A 19,644-nucleotide genomic window follows, 5' to 3' on the forward strand; every position below is an offset into this window, starting at 1 on the left:
CCGCGCGGATCCCGGGAGCCCCCGGATCCCGAGCTTCCAGGAAGGTGTCGAGATGTCCCAGCCGAGCGGACCTCGGGCCCCGGGCCGCCCTCCGGGGCGGAGCCCGTACCGGCAACGGAAGCGGGTGGGCGCGGCGGCGGTGACGGTGACGGACGAACACCGGCCCGGACTGGACGGGCTGTTCGCCGGACAGGCGGCCCGGACCCCGCACGCGATCGCGCTCGTCCACGAGGACCAGCGGATCACCTACGCGGAGCTCGACGTCTGGTCGAACCGGCTCGCCCGCCATCTGACCGGTCAGGGAGTGATGCCGGGCTGCCTGGTGGCGATCCATCTGGAGCGGTCCCCGCACCTGATCGCCTCCCTCCTCGCGGTCCTGAAGGCGGGCGCCGGCTACACCCTGCTCGATCCGCAGTTCCCGGCCGAGCGGCTCAACACCGTGCTCGTCCAGACACGGTCGGCGGCCCTGGTCACGCAGGCCCATCTCACCCAGCTCCGGACCGAGGCGACGGTCATCGACCTGACCCGGGAGACGCCCGCCATCAGCGGGCTGTCAGGCGCGGCGGGGGACGTCCCGGTCCATCCGGAGGCGGTGGCCTGCGTGATGTACACGTCCGGGTCGACGGGAGCGCCGAAGGGCGTGGCCGCCTCGCACCGCGCGCTGACCTCCACCTTCCTCGGGCCCGACTATCTGCGCTTCGGTCCCGAGCAGACGTATCTGCAGAGTTCGCCGGTGTCCTGGGACGCCTTCGCGCTGGAGGCGTTCGGTCCGCTGCTGCACGGCGGCACCTGTGTCCTGCAGCCTGGCCAGCACACCGACCCGCACCAGATCGCGGAGCTGGTCGCCCGCCACCGGGTCACCACGCTGCAGCTGTCCGCGACGCTCTTCAACCAGATGCTGGACGAGCACCCGCAGGTCTTCGCCCAGCTGCGCGAAGCGATGACGGCCGGCGAGGCGGCCTCGCCCGCGCACACCGCCCGCGCCCTGGCCGACCATCCCGCCCTGCACCTGGTCAACGGGTACGGTCCGGCCGAGAGCATGGGCTTCACCACCACGTACACGCTCACGGCGGAAGCCGGCGCCCACGACGGTGGGAGCGTCCCGATCGGCGGACCCATCCCCGGCAAACACGCCTACATCCTGGACGAGAGGCTCCGGCCGCTGCCGCCGGGCATTCCCGGCGAGCTGTACGTGGCCGGCCGCGGCCTGGCCCACGGTTACATCGGCCGGACCGCCGCCACCGCCGAACAGTTCGTCGCCAATCCGCACGGGCCTCCGGGGAGCCGGATGTACCGGACCGGCGACCTGGCCCGCTGGAATCAGGAGGGGGCCATCGAATACCTCGGCCGGGCCGACCGGCAGCTCAAACTGCGCGGTTTCCGGGTCGAGCCGGGGGAGATCGAATCCACGCTCGTACGGTACGGGTCGGTCGCTCGGGCCGCCGTGGTCGTCCGCGAGGACCGGCCGGGCGACCGGCGCCTCGTCGCCTACGTCGTCCCCGGCGAGGGCGGTGACCCCGACATCGCGGCGCTGCGCCGGTACACGGCGGCCGTCCTGCCCGATTTCATGGTGCCCTCGGCGTTCGTGGCCCTCGACGCGCTGCCGCTGACCGCCAACGGCAAGCTCGACCACGGTGCGCTGCCGGCGCCCCGGCGCGGGACGGGGAGCTGAGCGGCCGGTAGATGCCGGAGGAGCGGTTAGGCGGCGGTGCCATCCGCTTCAGCCCGTCCAGCCCGTCCAGCACCTCGTCCTTCCGCCCTGTCGCGCCCGGCATGCGGACAAAGCTGACGTACCGTCATGTATGTCCTGATGTCATGCCTGGGAGGAATGAGCCATGCCCACGATCACCACCACGGACGGCACCAGCATCTTCTACCGGGAGTGGGGCACCGGGCAGCCGGTCGTGTTCAGTCACGGATGGCCGCTGAACGGGGACGCCTGGGACGGCCAGATGCGGCTGGCCGCCGATCACGGCTTCCGGGCGATCGCCCACGACCGCCGTGGCCACGGCCGCTCCGGCCAGCCGTGGCAGGGCCACGACATGGACACGTACGCCGACGACCTCGCCCAGCTGTTCGAGGCCCTGGACCTGCGTGACGCGATCCTCGTCGGCCACTCGACGGGCGGCGGCGAGGTGACCCGCTACATCGGCCGTCACGGCACCGGCCGGGTCGCCAAGGCCGTCCTGCTGGGCGCCGTCCCGCCGCTGATGCTCAGGACGGACGCCAACCCGGAAGGACTGCCGATCGACGTCTTCGACGGCATCCGCGCCGGTGTCGCGAGCGACCGTTCGCAGTTCTACCAGGACCTGAGCGAGAGCTTCTACGGTGCCAACCGCCCCGGTTCCGCCGTCTCGCAGGGCATTCGCGACTCGTTCTGGATGTGGAGCATGCAGGTCGGCCTCAAGGGCGCGTACGACTGCGTCAAGGCCTTCTCCGAGACCGACTTCACCGAGGACCTGAAGCGCTTCGACATCCCCACCCTCGTCGTCCACGGCGATGACGACCAGATCGTGCCGATCGTCGCCGCCGGCCGGAAGTCCGCCCAGCTCGTCAAGGACGCCACCCTCAAGGTCTACCCCGGCGCCCCGCACGGCCTGGCACAGCTTCCCGCCTACCAGGACACCTTCAACGCGGACCTGCTGGCCTTCCTCCGGAGCTGATCCGGCACGGGACCCCACCCCCGGGACCTTACCTTCGTCACCCCGTTACCCCGGGGCTGGTGATCCGCCCGGCCGGAGCGAGGCGGATCATGATCCCGGTAGGTACCGGTGTCACCGCTTGCCGGACAGGAAGCCCGGATGTCCGGGGGTTACGGGGAACGATGAGACTCTGCTTTCTGGTCGAGGAGCAGTACCGCCACGACGGCATGCCCGTCGAGGTGATCCGCCAACTCGCCTCCTGGGGGCACCGGGTCGACGTGCTGAGGCCCGGCAGCTCGCTGGTCCGGCTGTCCGAGGCCGTACGGGCGGGCAGCCACGACGCCTGGGTGCTCAAGACGGTGTCCGGCGGGCCCGGACTGACGCTGCTGGAGGCAGCGGCGGCGGTCGGGATGACGACGGTCAACGACGCGCGCTCGATCCGCGGGGTACGGGACAAGGTGCTGGCGGCGGTGGTCGGACGCGGTCACGGACTGCCCATGCCACCGACGTACGCGGCGGCCCGGCCGCAGTCGCTGGCGGAGATACCCGAGGCCGAGTTCCCGCTGGTGGTCAAACCCGCCGACGGAAGCTCGGGGCGGGCGGTCCGGCTCGTACCGTCGCCGGACCGGCTGGCCCGGCTGACCCCCGAACTGGCCGGGGAGGGGATGCTGATAGCCCAGCCGTACGTGCCCAACTCCGGGACCGACCTCAAGGTGTACTGCGTCGGCGGCGAGCTGTACGCGACCGAACGGCGCTCACCGCTCCACCCGGACCACCCGGCACGGGAGCGCCACGTCCCGCTGTCCGCCGAGATCGCCGGGATCGTCGCCGGGGTCGGCGAGGTCTACGGGCTGGATCTGTACGGCGTGGACGTGCTGCTCGGCCCCGACGGGCCGGTGATCGTCGATGTGAACGACTTCCCGAGCTTCCGGCGGGTGCCCGACGCGGTGGTACGTGTGGGGCGGGCCGTCCTGGAACTGGCGCGCACGGGCGGGGCCGTACCGCGACCCCTCCGGACCCCGGCGCGGATCCCCGCGCCGGGCGCCCTGCTCGGGCCCCCGCACCTGACCGCGACGGCGGGGGAGAGCAGATGAGGATCGGCCTGATCACCCCCCGGCCCGATCACCCGCTGCTGGCCGCGGCCACCGCGCTGCTGACACCCCGCCACCAGGTGGTGGCGGTCGATCCGGACGGATGGCAGGGCGGCGACGACCCGGCGCAGGAGCCTTCCGTCGTTCCTCTTGCCGTTCCTTCCGCCGACGTCTATTTGCTGAAGGCGCGGACCCCGCGCGCGCTGGCGCTGGGCCGGGCGCTGGAGGCGCGGGGCGCTCCCGTACTGAACTCGCCGACCGCGACCGCACGGTGCCAGGACCGCCTGGAGATGGCCGGCCTGGCCCGGAACGCCGGACTGCCCTTCGCGGAGACCTGGACCCTGGGCGGCCCCGCGACGGCGGCGGAGCTTCCCCGTCCGCTGGTCGTCAAGAGCCGGCACAGCCGGCGACACGACCTCGTCGCCCGGGTCGACGACGCCGCCCGCCTGCGCGAACTGCGCGCGGCCTGGCCCGAGGAGCCCCTGGTGGCACAGGAATTCACTCCGAACAGCGGCTGGGACCACAAGCTGTGGGTCATCGACGGCCGGGTCTTCGCCGCCCTGCGCCGATCGGAACTGGCCCGGGGCGGCCGGGGCCCGACCCTGCCCCTCGCCCCCGGTGACCTCCCCGGCGGCTGGCTCGGCCTGGTGCGTACGGTCGGCTCCGTCTTCGCGCTGGACGTGTACGGAGTCGACGTGATCGACGCGGGCGGCGGCGCCCCCCTGATCGTGGACATCAACGCGTTCCCGGGCATACGCGGCCAGGCGGGCGCCCCGGAAGCCCTGGCGGCGCTGGCGCTGCGGGCGGGCTCCCACAGTCCGTCGGGTGACCTCTGAGCAGGCGGATCGAAGGCCACCCGACGGGCTGTCAGCCGTAGGACAGGTCGGCACACAGGTCCTTGTCGGCCGACCGCGCCTGGTCGGTGACGCTGGAGGGCAGCGGGTCGGGCGCGGCCGGCGTGGCCGGGTCCGTCGGGGTGGCGGCGTAGTCCCGCCCCGCGACGAGGTTGAGGCTGGAGCCGCCGATGGGTTCGAGCACGGCGCCCGGGAAGAGCTTGGCGAGGTTCCTGGCCTGGGCTTCGAGCCCGGCCCCGTACTGGATCTCCGTGGTGGCGTGCGTCTGCGACCGGGCCGTGGCGGTGCCGGTCACGGTGAACCGGTGCGCGCGCAGGAACTCCGCGGCGCGGGAGGCCAGTCCGTTCGTCGTGGTGCCGTTGTAGACCGCCACGGAGACCCCGGCCCCGGTGACCGGGGTGGTGCTGGGGCGCGGGGCCGCGCCGGCCGCCCCGTCCTTGCCGGTGGCCTTGCCGTCCAGCGTGTGGTCGGCCTTGAGGGTGGCCCAGAGTTCATCGGCCTCGGGGTGGACGAGGGCGACGCGCGGTCCGTCGTAACGCCACGGGGCGGTGAGGAACTGGATGTCGGCGAGATCGATGTCCTTCAGCGACATCGCGAAGTCCAGCAGCTTCGCGGCCGTACCCAGGCCCGGGTCGACGGTGAGGGACTTGGTCGCCGCGTTGGCCAGTGGGAGCAGGGTCGTCGGGCTGAATCCCTCGGCCTTGACCTGCTTGATGAGGCTGCCGATGAAGGCCTGCTGGCGTTTGGTGCGCCCGATGTCCGAGCTGTCGCCGATACCGTGCCGCAGGCGTACGTAGTCCAGGGCGGTCTTGCCCGAGACCTCCTGCTTGCCCTGGTGGTAGATGAGTTTGCCGCGCGTGGCGCGGTTCGGGTTGAGGTCCTTCTGGTAGATGTCCTGGGGCAGGCAGATCGGCACACCGCCGACGGCCTCGGTCATGGTGGCGAAGCCCTGGAAGCTCACCACGACGGTGTGGTCGATCCGCAGCCCGGTCAGTGCTTCGACGGTGTTCTGGGTGCAGGCCGGGTTGCCGGCCTCGGTCCCGCCGACGGAGAACGCGGCGTTGAACATGGTGTGCTGGCTGACGGGCGTCCACTTTCCGTCGGGCAGCAGGCAGGGCGGGATGTCGACCAGAGTGTCACGCGGGATGGACACGCCGACCGCGTGCCGGTGGTCGGCGTAGACGTGCAGCAGGATCGTCGTGTCGGAGCGCCCCACCGCGTCCTTTCCGCCGCCGAGCGCGGCGTTGGCGCCGGCCCGGGTGTCCGAGCCGATCAGCAGGATGTTCTGGGCGGCTCCGACGGTGGCCTTCGGCCGCTGCGGGCTCAGTCCCTTGCCGTCGAAGGTATCGATGTTGCCGTTGAGCTTCAGATAGACGGCGCCCGCGGCGGCGATGGCGAGCACGGTCACCGCCGCGGATATGCCCAGGGCGAGCCGCTTGCGGCCGCGTCCCTTCCGCCGCCTCCGGCCGGCGCCGCGCGCGGCGCCGCGCCCGTCGGCCGGGCGGCGCCGGTCCCGCCGGTCGTGGCGGGAGGCGGCGGTGTCACGGGCGTCCGGGGTCTCAGGTGAATCCGAGGGTGCTGTCTGGCGCTGACGGGTCATGGGCACACAATCGTCCGGGCGCCCGCAGGGGCGCGGAGAACACACCCGGCCGGGACCGGGTGGAAGGTGGCGGTGAGGAGCGCTGGCCCCGCGGGGCCCGGAGGGGCGGCAGCCTACAGGGGCTCCGACGCGTCGACGCGGGCGGTTGACGCACAGCCGTACCTCACCGCCTTCGAGTTGCCCTCAACGGCAGCCGCGCGCCGTTCATCGGCGACCACTTCGAGGACGGGAACGGCGGCATCCGCGCGGACGCCGTCGAGGACGTGATGCGCCAGGTCCGCCCTCACGAGGGCGTGCGGTGCGTGTCGTTCCGCGAACTGGCCGACTGGCTTGATGTGCGGGCCCCCGCCACGCCTGCCCGGTCGCGCGATCTGGGCCCCGCCCAGGCTCTCACCTGGGCCCTTGAGCTCCGACCGGGTGTCCGATGCCCTGATGTCACGCTCTGAATTCGGCCAAAGTGGCTGGGAAACGGCGTGTTGCCGTCATGTAAAGGCGCACGTGATCGATGGCGTGCGACCAGAGGCCGACCGTGAACAGTTGACCGACTTTCGGACAACGGTGTCCGCTCTGGTGACAATCACCTCACCTGCTGAAACGATCTGCACACCGCATATGTGTCGCAACTCGCCACGCCGGGGCCACTTTTGGGCCTCCGGCTATCTCGTCGCGCCGGCCGTCCCCACGCGACCGGACAGAAGGAGCCACAGGAATGACGAACGCCTTCCGTCCCACCAGGGCAACGTCGTCTCACGAGTCCCATCGTTCCCGTCGCGCCTCCGTGCGCCGCCGCACCGCGGCCGCCGCGGCGGTCACCATGGCCGCGCTCCTCGTCTCGGCCCTGCCCGCCTCGGCCACCGTCTCCGCCCCGGCCGGCACGGATCGGGTACCGGGACAGCTCACGGCGCAGCCGAGACCCGGCGCCGCGGCCGTCGAACTCTCTCCCGCCCTGCGGGAGAAGATGCTCAGGGCCGCGGCAGACGGGGCGGCCGCCACCGCCCGCTCCCTGAAGCTGGGCGACCAGGAGAAGCTGATACCGAAGGACGTCATCAAGGACGCCGACGGCACCCTGCACACCCGTTACGAGCGCACCTTCGCCGGACTGCCCGTCATGGGCGGGGACCTGATCGTCCACGAGAGCCCCGCCGCCCGTACCGTCACCAAGGCGTCCAAGGCCACGATCTCGGTGCCCACGACCAAGGCCGCTGTCCCGGCCGCCACGGCGAAGAAGTCGGCCGTGTCCGTCGCGCGGACCGAGGGGACGGCGGAGGCCGCCCCGGAGGGAACCCCGAAGCTGGTCGTCTGGGCGAAGGCCGGGAAGCCCACTCTGGCCTGGGAATCCGTCGTCACCGGTGTGCAGGAGGACGGCACCCCCAGCGAGCTGCACGTCGTGACCGACGCGGCCAGTGGCGAGCAGCTCGAAAGCGTCGAGCGGATCCACGCCGGGGTGGGCAACAGCCAGTACAGCGGGCAGGTGCAGATCGGTTCCGTGCGCAACGGCACGGCGTACGAGATGACCGACACCCAGCGCGGCGGTCACAAGACGTACGACCTGACCGGCGGCGGAGCGGGCACGCTGGTGACCGACGACAACGATGTCTGGGGCGACGGAACATCGGCCGACCGCCAGACCGCGGCCGTGGACGCCGCCTACGGCGCGCAGAAGACCTGGGACTTCTACCACGACCAGTTCGGCCGCAACGGCATAGCCAACAACGGCGTCGGCGCGTACTCCCGCGTCCACTACGGCGAGAACTACGCCAACGCCTTCTGGCAGGACGGCTGCTTCTGCATGACCTACGGCGACGGCCTGACCAACGCCAAGCCGCTGACGTCGATCGACATCGCCGCTCACGAGATGACGCACGGCGTCACCTACGCCACCGCGAACCTCGACTACACCGGTGAGTCCGGCGGCCTCAACGAGGCCACCAGCGACATCATGGGCACCGCCGTGGAGTTCTTCGCCAACAGCTCGAAGGACGTCCCCGACTACCAGATTGGCGAGCTGGTCGACGTCCGTGGCACCGGCAAGGCGCTGCGCTACCTGGACCAGCCCTCCAAGGACGCCTCCGAGGAGAAGGGCACCTCCCAGGACTACTGGACCCCCGAGACCGCCACGCTCAACCCGCACTTTGCCTCCGGCCCGGCGAACCACTTCTTCTACCTGCTCGCCGAGGGCAGCGGGAAGAAGACCATCAACGGCGTCGCCTACGACAGCCCCACCTACGACGGCAAGCCGGTCTCCGCTCTCGGTCTGCACAACGCGTTCACCGTCTGGTACCGGGCGCTGACCGTCTACATGACCACCGACACCGACTACGCGGGCGCCCGCGCCGCCACCCTCCAGGCGGCGGCCGACCTGTTCGGTAAGACCAGCGACGCGTACGAGACCGTCGGCAACGCCTGGGCGGCCGTCAACGTCGGTGCCCGCTACGTCAACCACATCGCCGCGAAGGCGCCGTCCACCCGTCCGGTGGCCGTCGGCCAGTCGACCAGCCAGCAGATCGAGGCGACGTCGACCCGCGCGGGCAGCCTGACGTACTCCGTGACCGGCCTGCCCACCGGCCTGTCCCTCAACACCACCACGGGCCTGATCTCGGGCACCCCGACCGTGGCCGGTGACTTCAACACGGTCATCAGCATCAAGAACTCCGCGGCGGAGACCCTCGCGATCCCGTTCGTCTACACCGTGCTCGCCTCCGGCGGCGACTTCTTCGTCAACCCCGCCCGGGTCGACGTCCCCGCCTGGGCCACCGTCGAAGCCCCGCTCGTCGTCGCCGGACGGACCGGCAACGCCTCCAGCGAGCTCAAGGTCACGGTCGATCTCTACCACGGCTTCATCGGTGGCCAGATCATCGAGCTGGTCAGCGAGGACGGCACCGTGATCATGGTGAAGAACTTCGTCTGGGACGAAGGCAAGGAACTGCACGCGACGTACACCGTCGACGCCTCGGCGATTCCCGCCAACGGCACCTGGAAGCTCCGGATCCAGGACGCGACCCCCGGCATCTTCTCCAACGCCGATGGTTATCTGGACCGGTGGAGCCTCGGCTTCTGACCGCCTTCTCTCCTCCGCTCCACCCTTTCACCGCACCCTGAACACCCGTCACGAACACGCGCCGCGCCCGGTCGACCGGGCGCGGCGCGTGTTCGTGGTGCGGGTTCCCGACGCCGGGAAAAAGCTTGGCGCGCGCTTCGGCGGCCGGGCTAGGGTGTGACCGTTCCGCGCGGTGGCCGGTGGCCGCCGCGCTCGGCTGCGTACGACCAGGAGGTGTGACCGATGGCTGTCGTTGAGACGGGCGCTGCCCTCATCCAGAAGTTCATCCATGTCACCTCCGTGGTCTCCGGCTGACCTGCCTCATTTCTCCGCGCCCGTGTGCGCGTGCCGGGGCCGCCCTTGTGAAGGGTTCCCCCCTTGTCCATCATTTTCGCCTCTTCGGGGGCACCGTCGTCATCGCACCCGTCATCGCACCCGTCATCGCGCCCGGCATCGCACCCTCTCGCCCGGTACGGCTGGGACGAGGAGTGGGCCGCCGAGTTCGCTCCGTACGCCGAGCGGGGCCTGGTCCCCGGCCGTGTCGTACGGGTCGACCGTGGTCTCTGCGACGTCGTCACCCCGGCCGGCACCGTGCGGGCCGACACCGAATTCGTCGTGCCCCGCGACCCGATGCGGATCGTGTGCACCGGGGACTGGACCGCCGTCGATCCGTCCGGTGATCCACTGTACGTACGGACGCTTCTGCCGCGCCGGACCGCGTTCGTACGGTCGACATCGTCCAAGCGTTCCGAGGGCCAGGTGCTGGCCACCAACATCGATCACATCGTCATCTGCGTCTCGCTCGCGGTGGAACTCGACCTCGGGCGGATCGAGCGGTTCCTCGCCCTCGCGATGTCCAGCTCGGACGGGGACGCGCTGCGGCGCGGGTCGGCGCCTTCCCGGGAGAGCGTGGCCCTGCCGGTCGTCGCGCTCACCAAGGCCGATCTCGTCGGCGACCCCGCCGTCCTCGGCCACCTCGTCGAGGACGTCCGCGCCGCCGCGCCCGGGGTGCGGGTGGTGGCGGTCAGCTCGGTCGCCGGGGAGGGCGTCGAGGAGCTCTCGGCCGCGCTGTCGGGCGGTACGAGTGTGCTGCTCGGGGTCTCCGGAGCGGGTAAATCCTCCCTCGCCAACGCCCTGCTCGGGGACGAGGTGATGGGAGTCCGGGCCGCCCGTGATGTCGACGGGAAGGGACGGCACACCACCACCACGCGCAACCTCCTCGTCCTGCCCGGCGGGGGCGTGCTCATCGACACCCCCGGACTGCGCGGCGTCGGACTGTGGGACGCGGAGACCGGGGTCGGGCAGGTCTTCTCGGAGATCGAAGGGCTCGCCGAGGGGTGCCGCTTCCACGACTGCGTCCACGCGTCGGAGCCGGGATGCGCCGTGAACGCCGCCGTGGCGGACGGGGCGCTGTCGGTACGCCGGCTGGAGAGTTACCACAAGCTGCTGCGGGAGAACCGGCGTCTCGCCGCCAAGACCGACGCCCGGCTGCGCGACGAGATCCTGCGCGGCTGGAAGCGCAGGGAAGCGGAGGGACGCGCGGGCAGGCCGGCCAAGCGGGGCCGGCTCCGGTAAACCGCACGGACCCGGAACAACGACAGGCCCGGAACAACGACAGGCCCGGAACAACGACAGGCCCGGAACAACGACGGCCCCGGAACAACGACGGGACCGACGACGCCGAGGGAGCGCAGGGGGCCCGGCGAGCCGCACCCGCCAGGTGCGACGCCGGTCCCCGCCGGCCCCCGCCGAGCCCGGCGGGGTCATCAACCGGCGGGGTCACGAACCGGCGGGCGCACCACTCACGCACCCGTCAGTCGAGACCCCAGCTGTGGATCTTGCGGGGGTGAATACGGATCAGCTCCTCGCTGAAATGCGGACCCAGCTCGTGCGGGCCCGTCAGCAGCTCCGCCTCACCCCGGATGTCGACGCCGCGCACGGTCCACGGCGTGACGCTCACGACATCGTCGACGACCAGTGCCACCCGGGGATTGTGCCGCAGGTTGCGCCACTTCTTGGTGGTGCCCAGGGCGTGACCCCCGATCAGGATGGTTCCGTCGTCCTGCGGGAAGAAACCGACCGGATTGGCCTGCGGCTGTCCTTTGGGGTCGACGGTCGCCATCCGGCCCAGCCGCTGGGACCGGAGGTACACGCGCTCGGACTCGCTGAATTCGGTCATGCTCCCAGCCTCACACGCGGGCCGGGTCCGGCGCAGCGCCCGGGCCGGGGCACCGGTGCCCGCCCGCCTTCAGCCCACGATGACGACTCCCAGCCACGCACCCACCACCAGCAGACACGCGAACAGCTCCACCAGAAGGGAGTAGCCGGCCGTGCGCATGACCGTACGGGTCGACGCCCAGCCGGCCCGGTGACCGCCGAGGCGGATCCGCTCGGCGCCGTAGATCCCTCCGACGAACCCCACGACCCCGCCCACCACCGGCAGCACGAAGAACCCCACGATGCCGAGGACCCCGCCCATCAGCAGGGTGCGCCGGGGGGCCCCTGTCCTGCGGGTCCTGCGGGTCGGCAGCAGCGGTCTGAGCGCCTGGTTCAGCAGCAGGAGGACGGTGGCCCCGATCAGGACGGCCCAGGCCGGACGGGACGTGTCCGTCAGCGCCCACCACAGCACCGCCGCCCAGACGATCGCCTGCCCCGGCACACCGGGGACCAGCACGCCGAACAGGCCGAGCAGCATGACCAGGCCCACCAGCACGAGCAGCCACACTTCCATCTGCCCAGCGTGCCGGATAGGGCTCATTCGCGCAGGTCGCGCGCTACCCAGCCTTTCTCGTACGCATGCCAGCCGAGCTGCAGCCGGGTCGTCACCCCGCTCAGTTCCATCAGCCCTTTCACCCGGCGCTGTACGGTCCGCAGCCCCAGGTCCAGCTGTTTGGCGACACTCGCGTCGGTCATCCCCGCGAGCAGTAGCGACAGGACCTCCAGATCGGTGGCGTCCGGACCCGCGGGCCGCTCCTCCGCGACCGTGCCGTCCGCGCCGAGCAGCAGCGGCAGCCCCTCCCGCCACACCGCTTCGAAGAGCCCGAGCAGCGAGTCCAGCAGCCCGCTGGCGTGGACGACGAGAGCGGTGGGTTCGGCCCCGCGCCCCGCCGTCAGCGACACCATCGCCAGCTCGCGGTCGGCCACCAACAGCTCCGTCGGCACCCGCTCGGTCACCCGGAGCCGCTCGTGACGGCCGAGCGCGGCGGACAGCCCGGCGATCCCGGCGGGAAGGGACAGCACCTCGCGTTCGATGACCGTCCGGCACGGGACCTGGCGGTCCGCGGCCCGGTCGGCCGTCCCGGTGACCGGCCCGGGTCTCCCGGCGGCCAGGGCGCAGACCTCCTCGGTGGCACCCAGCCGCAGCTGGAGGAGGCGGTGGGCGACCGCGTCGGCACCCGTCACCACCTCGATCAGATCGTGTACGGCCGGCTCGCCGGCCTCCGCGCGGTACTCCTCGGCGAGCAGCACCGCCGCCAGTTCGGCCTGCTCCAGCCCATGGCGGTGCCGGGTGAGCAGCGCACCCAGCGCGACGGCGGGCGGGGCCGCGACCCACCGTCCGGCCCGGGAGGAGGACCGCGCGGCCAGGCCCTGCCCCTCCAGCCGGCGCAGCGCCCGTTCCGTATCAGGCTCGGGAAGAGCGAGCCGGTGCGCCAGATCCGCGACCTCCGCCGCGCCGATCGCCACCAGTGCCCGGTACGCGGACTCCTGTCTCTCGTCGAGACCTATCGCTCCCAGCACCCCTGAACCCCTCCCTGGACACCCACGGCACCAACCCACCGCCCCCATCATCCCCGCGCGGGCTCCGGGGCCGACACGTGGCGGCGGCGATCGGCAACAGACCCCGGGCGTCTGCCCTTTGGGCGCCACGGCGCGGGCGGCCACATTTTCCCGACAGCCGGTTTCGCGCCCCCGGAGCGGTCGACAATAGGGGCATGAGTCAGCAGGGGGAGAGTCCGGCAGCCGACGACTGGTGGAACCGGCTGTACGAGGAAGCCGCGCCGGACACCGGCCCGGTCACACCGGCGGCGGACGCGTCCGACACGCTCGACGACCGCTTCGACTCGGCGGCGGTCGCGGTCCGTGACACGGACACCGGCAGCGGCAGCGGCAGCGGCACCGGCAGCGGCCCCGACTCCGGCCCCGACTCCGGCACCGGCCCCGACTCCGGCCCCGGCCCCGGCACCGACTCCGAAAAGGAAACGGAAGCGGACGAGGGCTCCGGGGCCGTGCCCGGCCGACCAGGCGCCTGGTGGGAGCGGCCGGTCACCCACGACCCCGGCGGCGCGCGACCGCTGCCCCCGCCCTCGGGCGACGCGCGGGGCGGCCCCGTACGCCTGCCGCAGCGACCGGCCGCGCCCACCGCCGGACAGGCATGGGGGCCGCCGAAGCAGGACACACCCGCCGCCGGCTCCGACGAAGGACCGCCACCGACGGGCTGGTTCGGCCGAACACCGGTGACCGGCCCGAGAGCCCAGCCCCAGCCACCGCCCGCGCCCCACGAGCCCGCGCCGCACGAGCCCGCGCCGCATGAGCCCGCGCCGCACGAGCCCGCGCCGCATGAGCCCGCGCCCCACGAGCCCGCGCCGCACGAGCCCGCGCCCCACGAGGCCTCCCCCCGTGAAGCCGCGCCCCGCCCGCCCGTCATCCGTCTCGGCGACGGGCCGCCCACGTACGATCCCGAGCCCACCGCCCTGGCCCCCGCCCGCGCCGACCGGCTGGACGAGGTCGTCGCCGACACCGTCCTCGACGGGGCGCGTTACGGGACGTACGCCCTGCGGGCCGCGTCCGTACGCGGTGACTCGGCGCGCCACCGGGGCGAACCCCGGCGGGACGCGCTGCTCACCGTGCGCTTCGGCGAGGGGACCGACGCCCTCCTCCTCGTCGCCGTGGCGAGCGGGGTCCGCGCGGCCGAGGGCTCCCACCGGGCCGCGACCGACGCCTGTCACTGGATCGGCGGCGCCGTCGGGCGCCATCACGCCCAGCTCTCCGAGGACATCAGAGCCGGGCGCCGGGGAGACCTCACGTCCGGTCTGCACCGGCTCACCGACCGCGCCTACGGCAAGCTCCGGGCCCGCGCCGCCGAGCTGGGCGCCGAACCCGACGAGTACACCGCGAGCCTGCGCTGTCTGCTGCTCACCACCGACCCGGAGTGCCGGACCCGCGTCTTCTTCGGGGCCGGAGGCGGCGGACTCTTCCGGCTCAGGGACGGCGTCTGGCAGGACCTGGAGCCGGCCCTCCCCTCACCGGTCACCTCACCGGCCACCTCACCGGCCACCTCACCGGCCACCTCACCGGCCACCTCACCGGCCACCTCACCGGTCACCGGCCGGGACGGGCAGGGCGCGGGGACGGGTACGCCGCCCGCCGGGCTCCCGGACGTCGACCGGATCACCATGGATCTGGGGATCACGACGCGTTCGGCCCCGTACGGGGAGGTTTCGCCTCCGCCACCGGCGGACCCGTTCCGGTTCCGGGCCACGGTGGCCCGTCCGGGTGACACGCTCCTGCTCTGCAGCACCGGTCTCGCCGAGCCGCTGCGCGGGGCGACCCTCCTCGCCGACGAGCTGGGCCGGCGCTGGGGTCCCACGGACCCGCCCGGTCTCGCCGCGTTTCTCGTGGACACCCAGCTCAGGGTGGAGGGAATACCCCTCCCGTACGGCGACCGCACGGCGGTCGGCGTCTGGGAGGCGTAACCGCGCCTGGCATGGGTTGATGGGGACAGGGCCAGGACAGCCGAGACCACAGGCCCGTGACCCCAGCTCCAGCCCCGAGACCGCGAAGGGTGCGCTTCCATGGCCAGACAGAACGTGGCGGAGCAGTTCGTCGACATCCTCGTCCGGGCCGGCGTCGAGCGGCTGTACGGAGTCGTCGGCGACAGCCTCAACCCCATCGTCGACGCCATCCGGCGGACCCCGGCCATCGAATGGGTACAGGTCCGCCACGAGGAGACCGCCGCTTTCGCGGCCGGTGCCGAGGCCCAGATCACCGGCAAGCTCGCCGCCTGCGCGGGGTCCTGCGGCCCCGGCAATCTGCATCTCATCAACGGCCTGTACGACGCCCACCGCTCCATGGCGCCGGTGCTCGCCCTCGCTTCCCATATCCCGTCCGGCGAGATCGGCCTCGGCTACTTCCAGGAGACCCACCCGGAGCAGCTGTTCCGTGAGTGCAGCCACTACTGCGAGATGATCTCCAGCCCCAAGCAGATGCCCCGGCTGCTGCAGACCGCGATCCAGCACGCGATCGGCCAGAGCGGCGTCAGCGTGGTCACCCTGCCCGGCGACATCGCCGCCGCGCCCGCCCCGGAGCGGGCGGTGGAGCACGCGATGGTCACCTCGCGCCCGTCCGTGCGCCCCGGCGACGTGGAGATCGAGAAGCTCGCCCGGATGATCGACGCGGCGGAGCGGGTCACCCTGTTCTGCGGCAGCGGCACCGCCGGCGCGCACGCCGAGGTGATGGCGTTCGCCGAGCGGATCAAGTCCCCGGTCGGGCACGCCCTGCGCGGCAAGGAGTGGATCCAGTACGACAATCCATTCGATGTGGGCATGAGCGGGCTGCTCGGCTACGGCGCGGCCTACGAGGCCACCCACGAGTGCGATCTGCTGATCCTGCTGGGCACGGACTTCCCGTACAACGCCTTCCTGCCCGACGACGTCAAGATCGTCCAGGTCGATGTACGCCCCGAACGCCTCGGCCGCCGCTCCAAGCTGGACCTCGCGGTCTGGGGCGACGTCCGCGAGACGCTGACCTGTCTCACACCACGGGTGCGGGCCAAGACGGACCGCAGATTCCTCGACAAGATGCTCAAGAAGCACGCCGACGCGCTGGAGGGCGTGATCAAGGCGTACACCCGCCGGGTCGAGAAACACATCCCGATCCACCCCGAGTACGTCGCCGCCGTCCTGGACGAACTCGCCGACGACGATGCCGTCTTCACCGTCGACACCGGTATGTGCAACGTCTGGGCGGCGCGTTACCTCTCGCCGAACGGGCGCCGCCGGGTCATCGGTTCGTTCAGCCACGGCTCGATGGCGAACGCGCTTCCGCAGGCCATCGGAGCCCAGTTCACCGACCGGAAGCGCCAGGTCATCTCGATGTCGGGCGACGGCGGATTCTCCATGCTGATGGGCGACTTCCTCACCCTGGTCCAGTACGACCTGCCCGTGAAGATCGTTCTCTTCAACAACTCCGCACTGAGCATGGTGGAGCTGGAGATGCTGGTGGCCGGGCTGCCGTCGTACGGCACCACCAACCACAACCCCGACTTCGCCGCCGTCGCCCGCGCGGCCGGCGCCTACGGGGAGCGGGTCGAGAAGCCCAAACAGCTCGCCGGCGCGCTCAAGGACGCGTTCAAGCACAAGGGCCCCGCCCTGGTCGACGTGGTCACCGACCCCAACGCGCTGTCCATCCCGCCGAAGATCCGCGCGGACATGGTGACGGGCTTCGCCCTCTCCGCCAGCAAGATCGTCCTGGACGGCGGGGTGGGGCGCATGGTCCAGCTCGCCCGCTCCAACTTGCGCAACGTGCCCCGCCCCTGACCCCGCGTGCTCCGCCCCTGCTCCCGCGCGCCCCGCCCCTGACCCCACGCGAGAAATCCACATGAGTGGCCGTCGCGTGGCCGGGAATGCATCAGACGCACGCGTAGGAGAACAGGAGCCGGCAGCGGTACGGGCGGGGGGCAGAAGTGATGGCAGGTCTACGGCGCAGAGTAGGAGGCGCCGATCTCGCGGCGGTTCCGGAGGTGCGGCACGCCCTGCGGGAGCTGCTGCGGCACTGGCGGGAGCGGGACTGCGCGGCGGTCGCGGAGCTGCTCATGAGCGAGCTGGTGACCAACGCGCTGGTCCATACGGAGAGCGGCGCCGTGGTCACGGCGACCGTCGCGGAGTCACGGCTGCGGGTGGAGGTGCGGGACTTCGTCGCCGCGCTGCCCGCGCCGCCCCCGCCGCACCGGCCGGTGCCCGACGAGGCCACGCACGGCAGGGGACTGGCGCTGGTGCGGAGCCTCGCGGACGACTGGGGGATACGGGCCAGGCCGCTGGGCAAGTTGGTCTGGTTCGAGCTCGACGGCGAGGCGGCTTAGGAGCGCCTGAGGACGCGTGAGGCGGGCGCGGTGCGTCAGGGCGTCACCGGGGGGCCGGGCCAAACGCCGGACCGGCGTGACGGTTGTCCGTCACGCCGGTCCGGGTGTTCTGTGTGCCGCTCGCTGCTGGGGACTCAGCCGAACTGCTGCTCCATCTCCTTGAGCTTGCGCTCCAGGGAGTCGAGTCGCGGCAGTGCCTGCGTGTCGTCCTCGGCGGTGAGGTCCACGGTGCGGGCCTCAGTGCCCCTCGCGGGTTGAAGTGAGAGCCGAGAGAGGTGGGGCAGCTGTCCCGGCTCTGATAGGGCAGGCTCCGCGGCGGCCTCGACGGCCGGTGCGGAGACCGAGCCGGCGGGCAGGGCGACCTGGCGGCCGCCACGCGCCCGTCCCCAGGCGCGGTGCTGCCGGTTGAGCGCCTTGATCTGCGCTCGGTCCAGCTTCTCCTGCTCGCGCCTGCGGTGCCGGTTGGACTCGTTCTGCCGACGGTCCTCGCGGACCTCCTCGACGGCCTCGTCCAGCGTGCGTACGCCTTCGAGGAGCATCAGCGACCAGGCGCCGAAGGTCTCGCGGGGAGCCCGGAGCCACCGGACGATCCGGATCTGCGGCAGCGGGCGGGGAACCAGACCCTGCTCGCGCAGCGCCGCCCGGCGGGTCTGCTTCAGCGCGCGGTCGAACAGCACCGCGGCCGAGAGGGACATGCCGGAGAAGAACTGCGGAGCACCGTCGTGACCCAGACCCCTGGGCGCGTGCACCCAGTTGAACCAGGCGGCGGCGCCGGCGAACGTCCACACGAGCAGACGCGAACCGAGGGCCGCGTCACCGTGGCTGGCCTCGCGGACGGCGAGGACCGAGCAGAACATGGCCGCGCCGTCGAGGCCGAACGGAACGAGGTACTCCCAGCCGCCGCTGAGGTTGAGGTTCTCCTGGCCGAAGCCGACCAGTCCGTGGAAGGAAAGAGCGGCCGCCACCGCGGCACAGCAGAAGAGCAGTGCGTAGGAGGCGATGCCGTAGATCGCTTCTTTGCGTCTGCGGCGTTCCTCGCTGCGTTCCCAGCTGTCCTCGGCCCCGGTCTTCTCGGTGGGGCGCTTACCGCGCATCAGCACGGCCGCCGCCACCAGGATTCCGACGAGCAGGACGCCGGCGGGGAGCAGCCAGTTCAGCGATATGTCCGTCAGTCGCATGCGGTGATCCTTGCATCGCAGTAGGGCGTTTCGGGCGCCATATTGGCGGAAATGCGGTGCCCCTCAGGGGGTTTTGGGACAAGACAACACCAACGAGGTGGTGTGGCGCACATATAGGCGCGATCGACTGGAACAGCCACGCGAGAGGCGGCTGTCATGTTCGATTAATACCACCCTAGCGGGTGGCTTGGGATGCATGATGACATGGGGTCAGTTGCTCTGACGGGTTGCCCCGGTCAGTTGCCCGGGTCAGGTGTCGGCGCTCAACTTGCGGATCCGGTCCGCGTCGCAGGTGCGCGGACATGTGACGCAGGTGTCCTCGGGGCGCAGGGTGTAGAAGAGGCAGCAGCTGGCCCGGTCGCGGGTCGGCAGCGACTCGCCGCCCGGCCCGGTCAGCTCGCGGAAGCCCGCCGCGCCGACGTACGGCTTGATCGTGCCGGGCAGCAGCAGCTCCAGCTCCGCCATCGCGCGCCGTTCCTCGCCCAGCAGATGGGCGACGTACCAGAGGCCCTCGACGACCTCGTCGGTCGCCATGCCCCACAGAGCCCGCCGGCCTCGCCGCATCCGCGGGGCGAACCCTTCGAGGACCGGGCCGAGGTGCTCGGCGACGGCGGCCCGCACCTCGCCGCGCAGGGCCTCCTCGTCCGGCACGACCAGGGCGCCGGGAAGCGCGGCCGCCGGGTCGTCCGGCAGGCAGGCGAACGTGGCGGTCCGCACACTCATCCGGCCCAGTGCCCGCTGGAAGGAGACGTCCCCGACCGGCAGGCGCGGCACCCGGCGGAGCGTGAACCAGGGCACCGTGATCAGCAGACAGGCCGGCCAGGCGTAGCGGTGCAGGGCGAAGCCGGCGATGACATCGGGGCGGGCCCGCTGTCCGTAGTCCCGCTCCACCTGGGTCTCGTCCCAGGCGAGGAACGTGTCGAGGGCCGCGCCGCCGGCCGCGAGTTCGGCCGCGCTCACCCAGCCGCCTCCGGCCGGGGGCCGCTCCCCGTCGGTCAGCTCGTCGATGCGCAGCGCCGGGAACACCTCGGTCAGACGGGTGTACGCGTCCCGCACCGGCGAGGTGAGGAGGCTGGGCAGCAGGGCGGGCACGGTCATGCAGGGGACCACCGAATCGCGATCGTTTGCAGGTAAGCCTTACCTTACCCGATGTGATCGATGTTTG

Annotated in this window: 15 protein-coding genes; 9 read left to right on the forward strand and 6 right to left on the reverse strand. The window is 71.9% G+C overall.

Features of this window, described 5'->3' with window-relative positions:
* Positions 1-52: 52 nt before the first annotated feature.
* The 4 genes from ACIBAE_RS06625 (at position 53) to ACIBAE_RS06640 (ending at position 4,569) form a co-directional block, all read left to right on the forward strand.
* Positions 53-1,672, forward strand: a complete 1,620-nt coding sequence (locus ACIBAE_RS06625) for an amino acid adenylation domain-containing protein (protein ID WP_399282743.1) — start codon at positions 53-55, stop codon at positions 1,670-1,672.
* Positions 1,673-1,835: 163 nt separating this feature from the next.
* The gene (locus ACIBAE_RS06630) at positions 1,836-2,663 is read left to right on the forward strand and encodes an alpha/beta fold hydrolase (RefSeq protein ID WP_399282744.1); all 828 of its coding nucleotides are present in this window, start codon (positions 1,836-1,838) and stop codon (positions 2,661-2,663) included.
* Positions 2,664-2,824: 161 nt separating this feature from the next.
* The gene (locus ACIBAE_RS06635; protein WP_399282745.1) at positions 2,825-3,736 is read left to right on the forward strand and encodes a RimK family alpha-L-glutamate ligase; all 912 of its coding nucleotides are present in this window, start codon (positions 2,825-2,827) and stop codon (positions 3,734-3,736) included.
* The gene (locus ACIBAE_RS06640) at positions 3,733-4,569 is read left to right on the forward strand and encodes a RimK family alpha-L-glutamate ligase (protein ID WP_399282746.1); all 837 of its coding nucleotides are present in this window, start codon (positions 3,733-3,735) and stop codon (positions 4,567-4,569) included. Before ACIBAE_RS06635 ends, ACIBAE_RS06640 begins: the two co-directional genes overlap by 4 nt.
* 31 nt (positions 4,570-4,600) lie before the next feature.
* Here the strand turns inward: ACIBAE_RS06640 and ACIBAE_RS06645 are convergent, their stop codons facing one another.
* A complete protein-coding gene (locus ACIBAE_RS06645; RefSeq protein ID WP_399282747.1) occupies positions 4,601-6,187 on the reverse strand; it encodes an LCP family protein in 1,587 nt (528 codons plus the stop codon).
* 709 nt (positions 6,188-6,896) lie between these two features.
* On the opposite strand from ACIBAE_RS06645, the gene ACIBAE_RS06650 reads away from it, so the two are divergent.
* Both ACIBAE_RS06650 and rsgA read left to right on the forward strand, forming a co-directional pair.
* Positions 6,897-9,245 carry a M4 family metallopeptidase gene (locus ACIBAE_RS06650; RefSeq protein ID WP_399282748.1) on the forward strand — a complete coding sequence of 783 codons (2,349 nt, stop codon included), beginning with the start codon at positions 6,897-6,899 and terminating at the stop codon, positions 9,243-9,245.
* A 363-nt stretch (positions 9,246-9,608) separates the two neighbouring features.
* Positions 9,609-10,799 carry a ribosome small subunit-dependent GTPase A gene (gene rsgA, locus ACIBAE_RS06655; RefSeq protein WP_399283050.1) on the forward strand — a complete coding sequence of 397 codons (1,191 nt, stop codon included), beginning with the start codon at positions 9,609-9,611 and terminating at the stop codon, positions 10,797-10,799.
* Positions 10,800-11,037: 238 nt separating this feature from the next.
* Here rsgA and ACIBAE_RS06660 read toward each other — a convergent pair whose 3' ends face one another.
* The 3 genes from ACIBAE_RS06660 to ACIBAE_RS06670 form a co-directional block, all read right to left on the reverse strand.
* Complete coding sequence (locus ACIBAE_RS06660; protein ID WP_399282749.1) at positions 11,038-11,403, reverse strand: PPOX class F420-dependent oxidoreductase; 366 nt, start codon at positions 11,401-11,403, stop codon at positions 11,038-11,040.
* Positions 11,404-11,472: 69 nt separating this feature from the next.
* Positions 11,473-11,955: a DUF456 domain-containing protein gene (locus ACIBAE_RS06665; RefSeq protein ID WP_399282750.1), complete on the reverse strand. Its 483-nt coding sequence runs from the start codon at positions 11,953-11,955 to the stop codon at positions 11,473-11,475.
* Between the two features lie 23 nt (positions 11,956-11,978).
* A complete protein-coding gene (locus ACIBAE_RS06670) occupies positions 11,979-12,962 on the reverse strand; it encodes a helix-turn-helix domain-containing protein (RefSeq protein WP_399282751.1) in 984 nt (327 codons plus the stop codon).
* Between the two features lie 194 nt (positions 12,963-13,156).
* Between ACIBAE_RS06670 and ACIBAE_RS06675 the strand changes: the two genes are divergently transcribed.
* The 3 genes from ACIBAE_RS06675 (at position 13,157) to ACIBAE_RS06685 (ending at position 17,301) form a co-directional block, all read left to right on the forward strand.
* A complete protein-coding gene (locus ACIBAE_RS06675) occupies positions 13,157-14,917 on the forward strand; it encodes a protein phosphatase 2C domain-containing protein (protein ID WP_399282752.1) in 1,761 nt (586 codons plus the stop codon).
* 99 nt (positions 14,918-15,016) lie between these two features.
* On the forward strand, positions 15,017-16,759 hold the full coding sequence (locus ACIBAE_RS06680) for a pyruvate dehydrogenase (protein ID WP_399282753.1): 1,743 nt from the start codon (positions 15,017-15,019) through the stop codon (positions 16,757-16,759).
* 149 nt (positions 16,760-16,908) lie between these two features.
* Entirely contained in the window at positions 16,909-17,301 is a 393-nt protein-coding gene (locus ACIBAE_RS06685) for an ATP-binding protein (RefSeq protein ID WP_399282754.1), read from the forward strand.
* 134 nt (positions 17,302-17,435) lie between these two features.
* On the opposite strand, the gene ACIBAE_RS06690 is transcribed toward ACIBAE_RS06685, so the two are convergent.
* The gene (locus ACIBAE_RS06690; RefSeq protein ID WP_399282755.1) at positions 17,436-18,479 is read right to left on the reverse strand and encodes a DUF2637 domain-containing protein; all 1,044 of its coding nucleotides are present in this window, start codon (positions 18,477-18,479) and stop codon (positions 17,436-17,438) included.
* Between the two features lie 249 nt (positions 18,480-18,728).
* Positions 18,729-19,577, reverse strand: a complete 849-nt coding sequence (locus tag ACIBAE_RS06695) for a (2Fe-2S)-binding protein (RefSeq protein WP_399282756.1) — start codon at positions 19,575-19,577, stop codon at positions 18,729-18,731.
* Positions 19,578-19,644 lie beyond the last annotated feature (67 nt).

The sequence above is a fragment of the Streptomyces sp. NPDC051569 genome, assembly GCF_044454085.1.
Classification (GTDB): domain Bacteria; phylum Actinomycetota; class Actinomycetes; order Streptomycetales; family Streptomycetaceae; genus Streptomyces.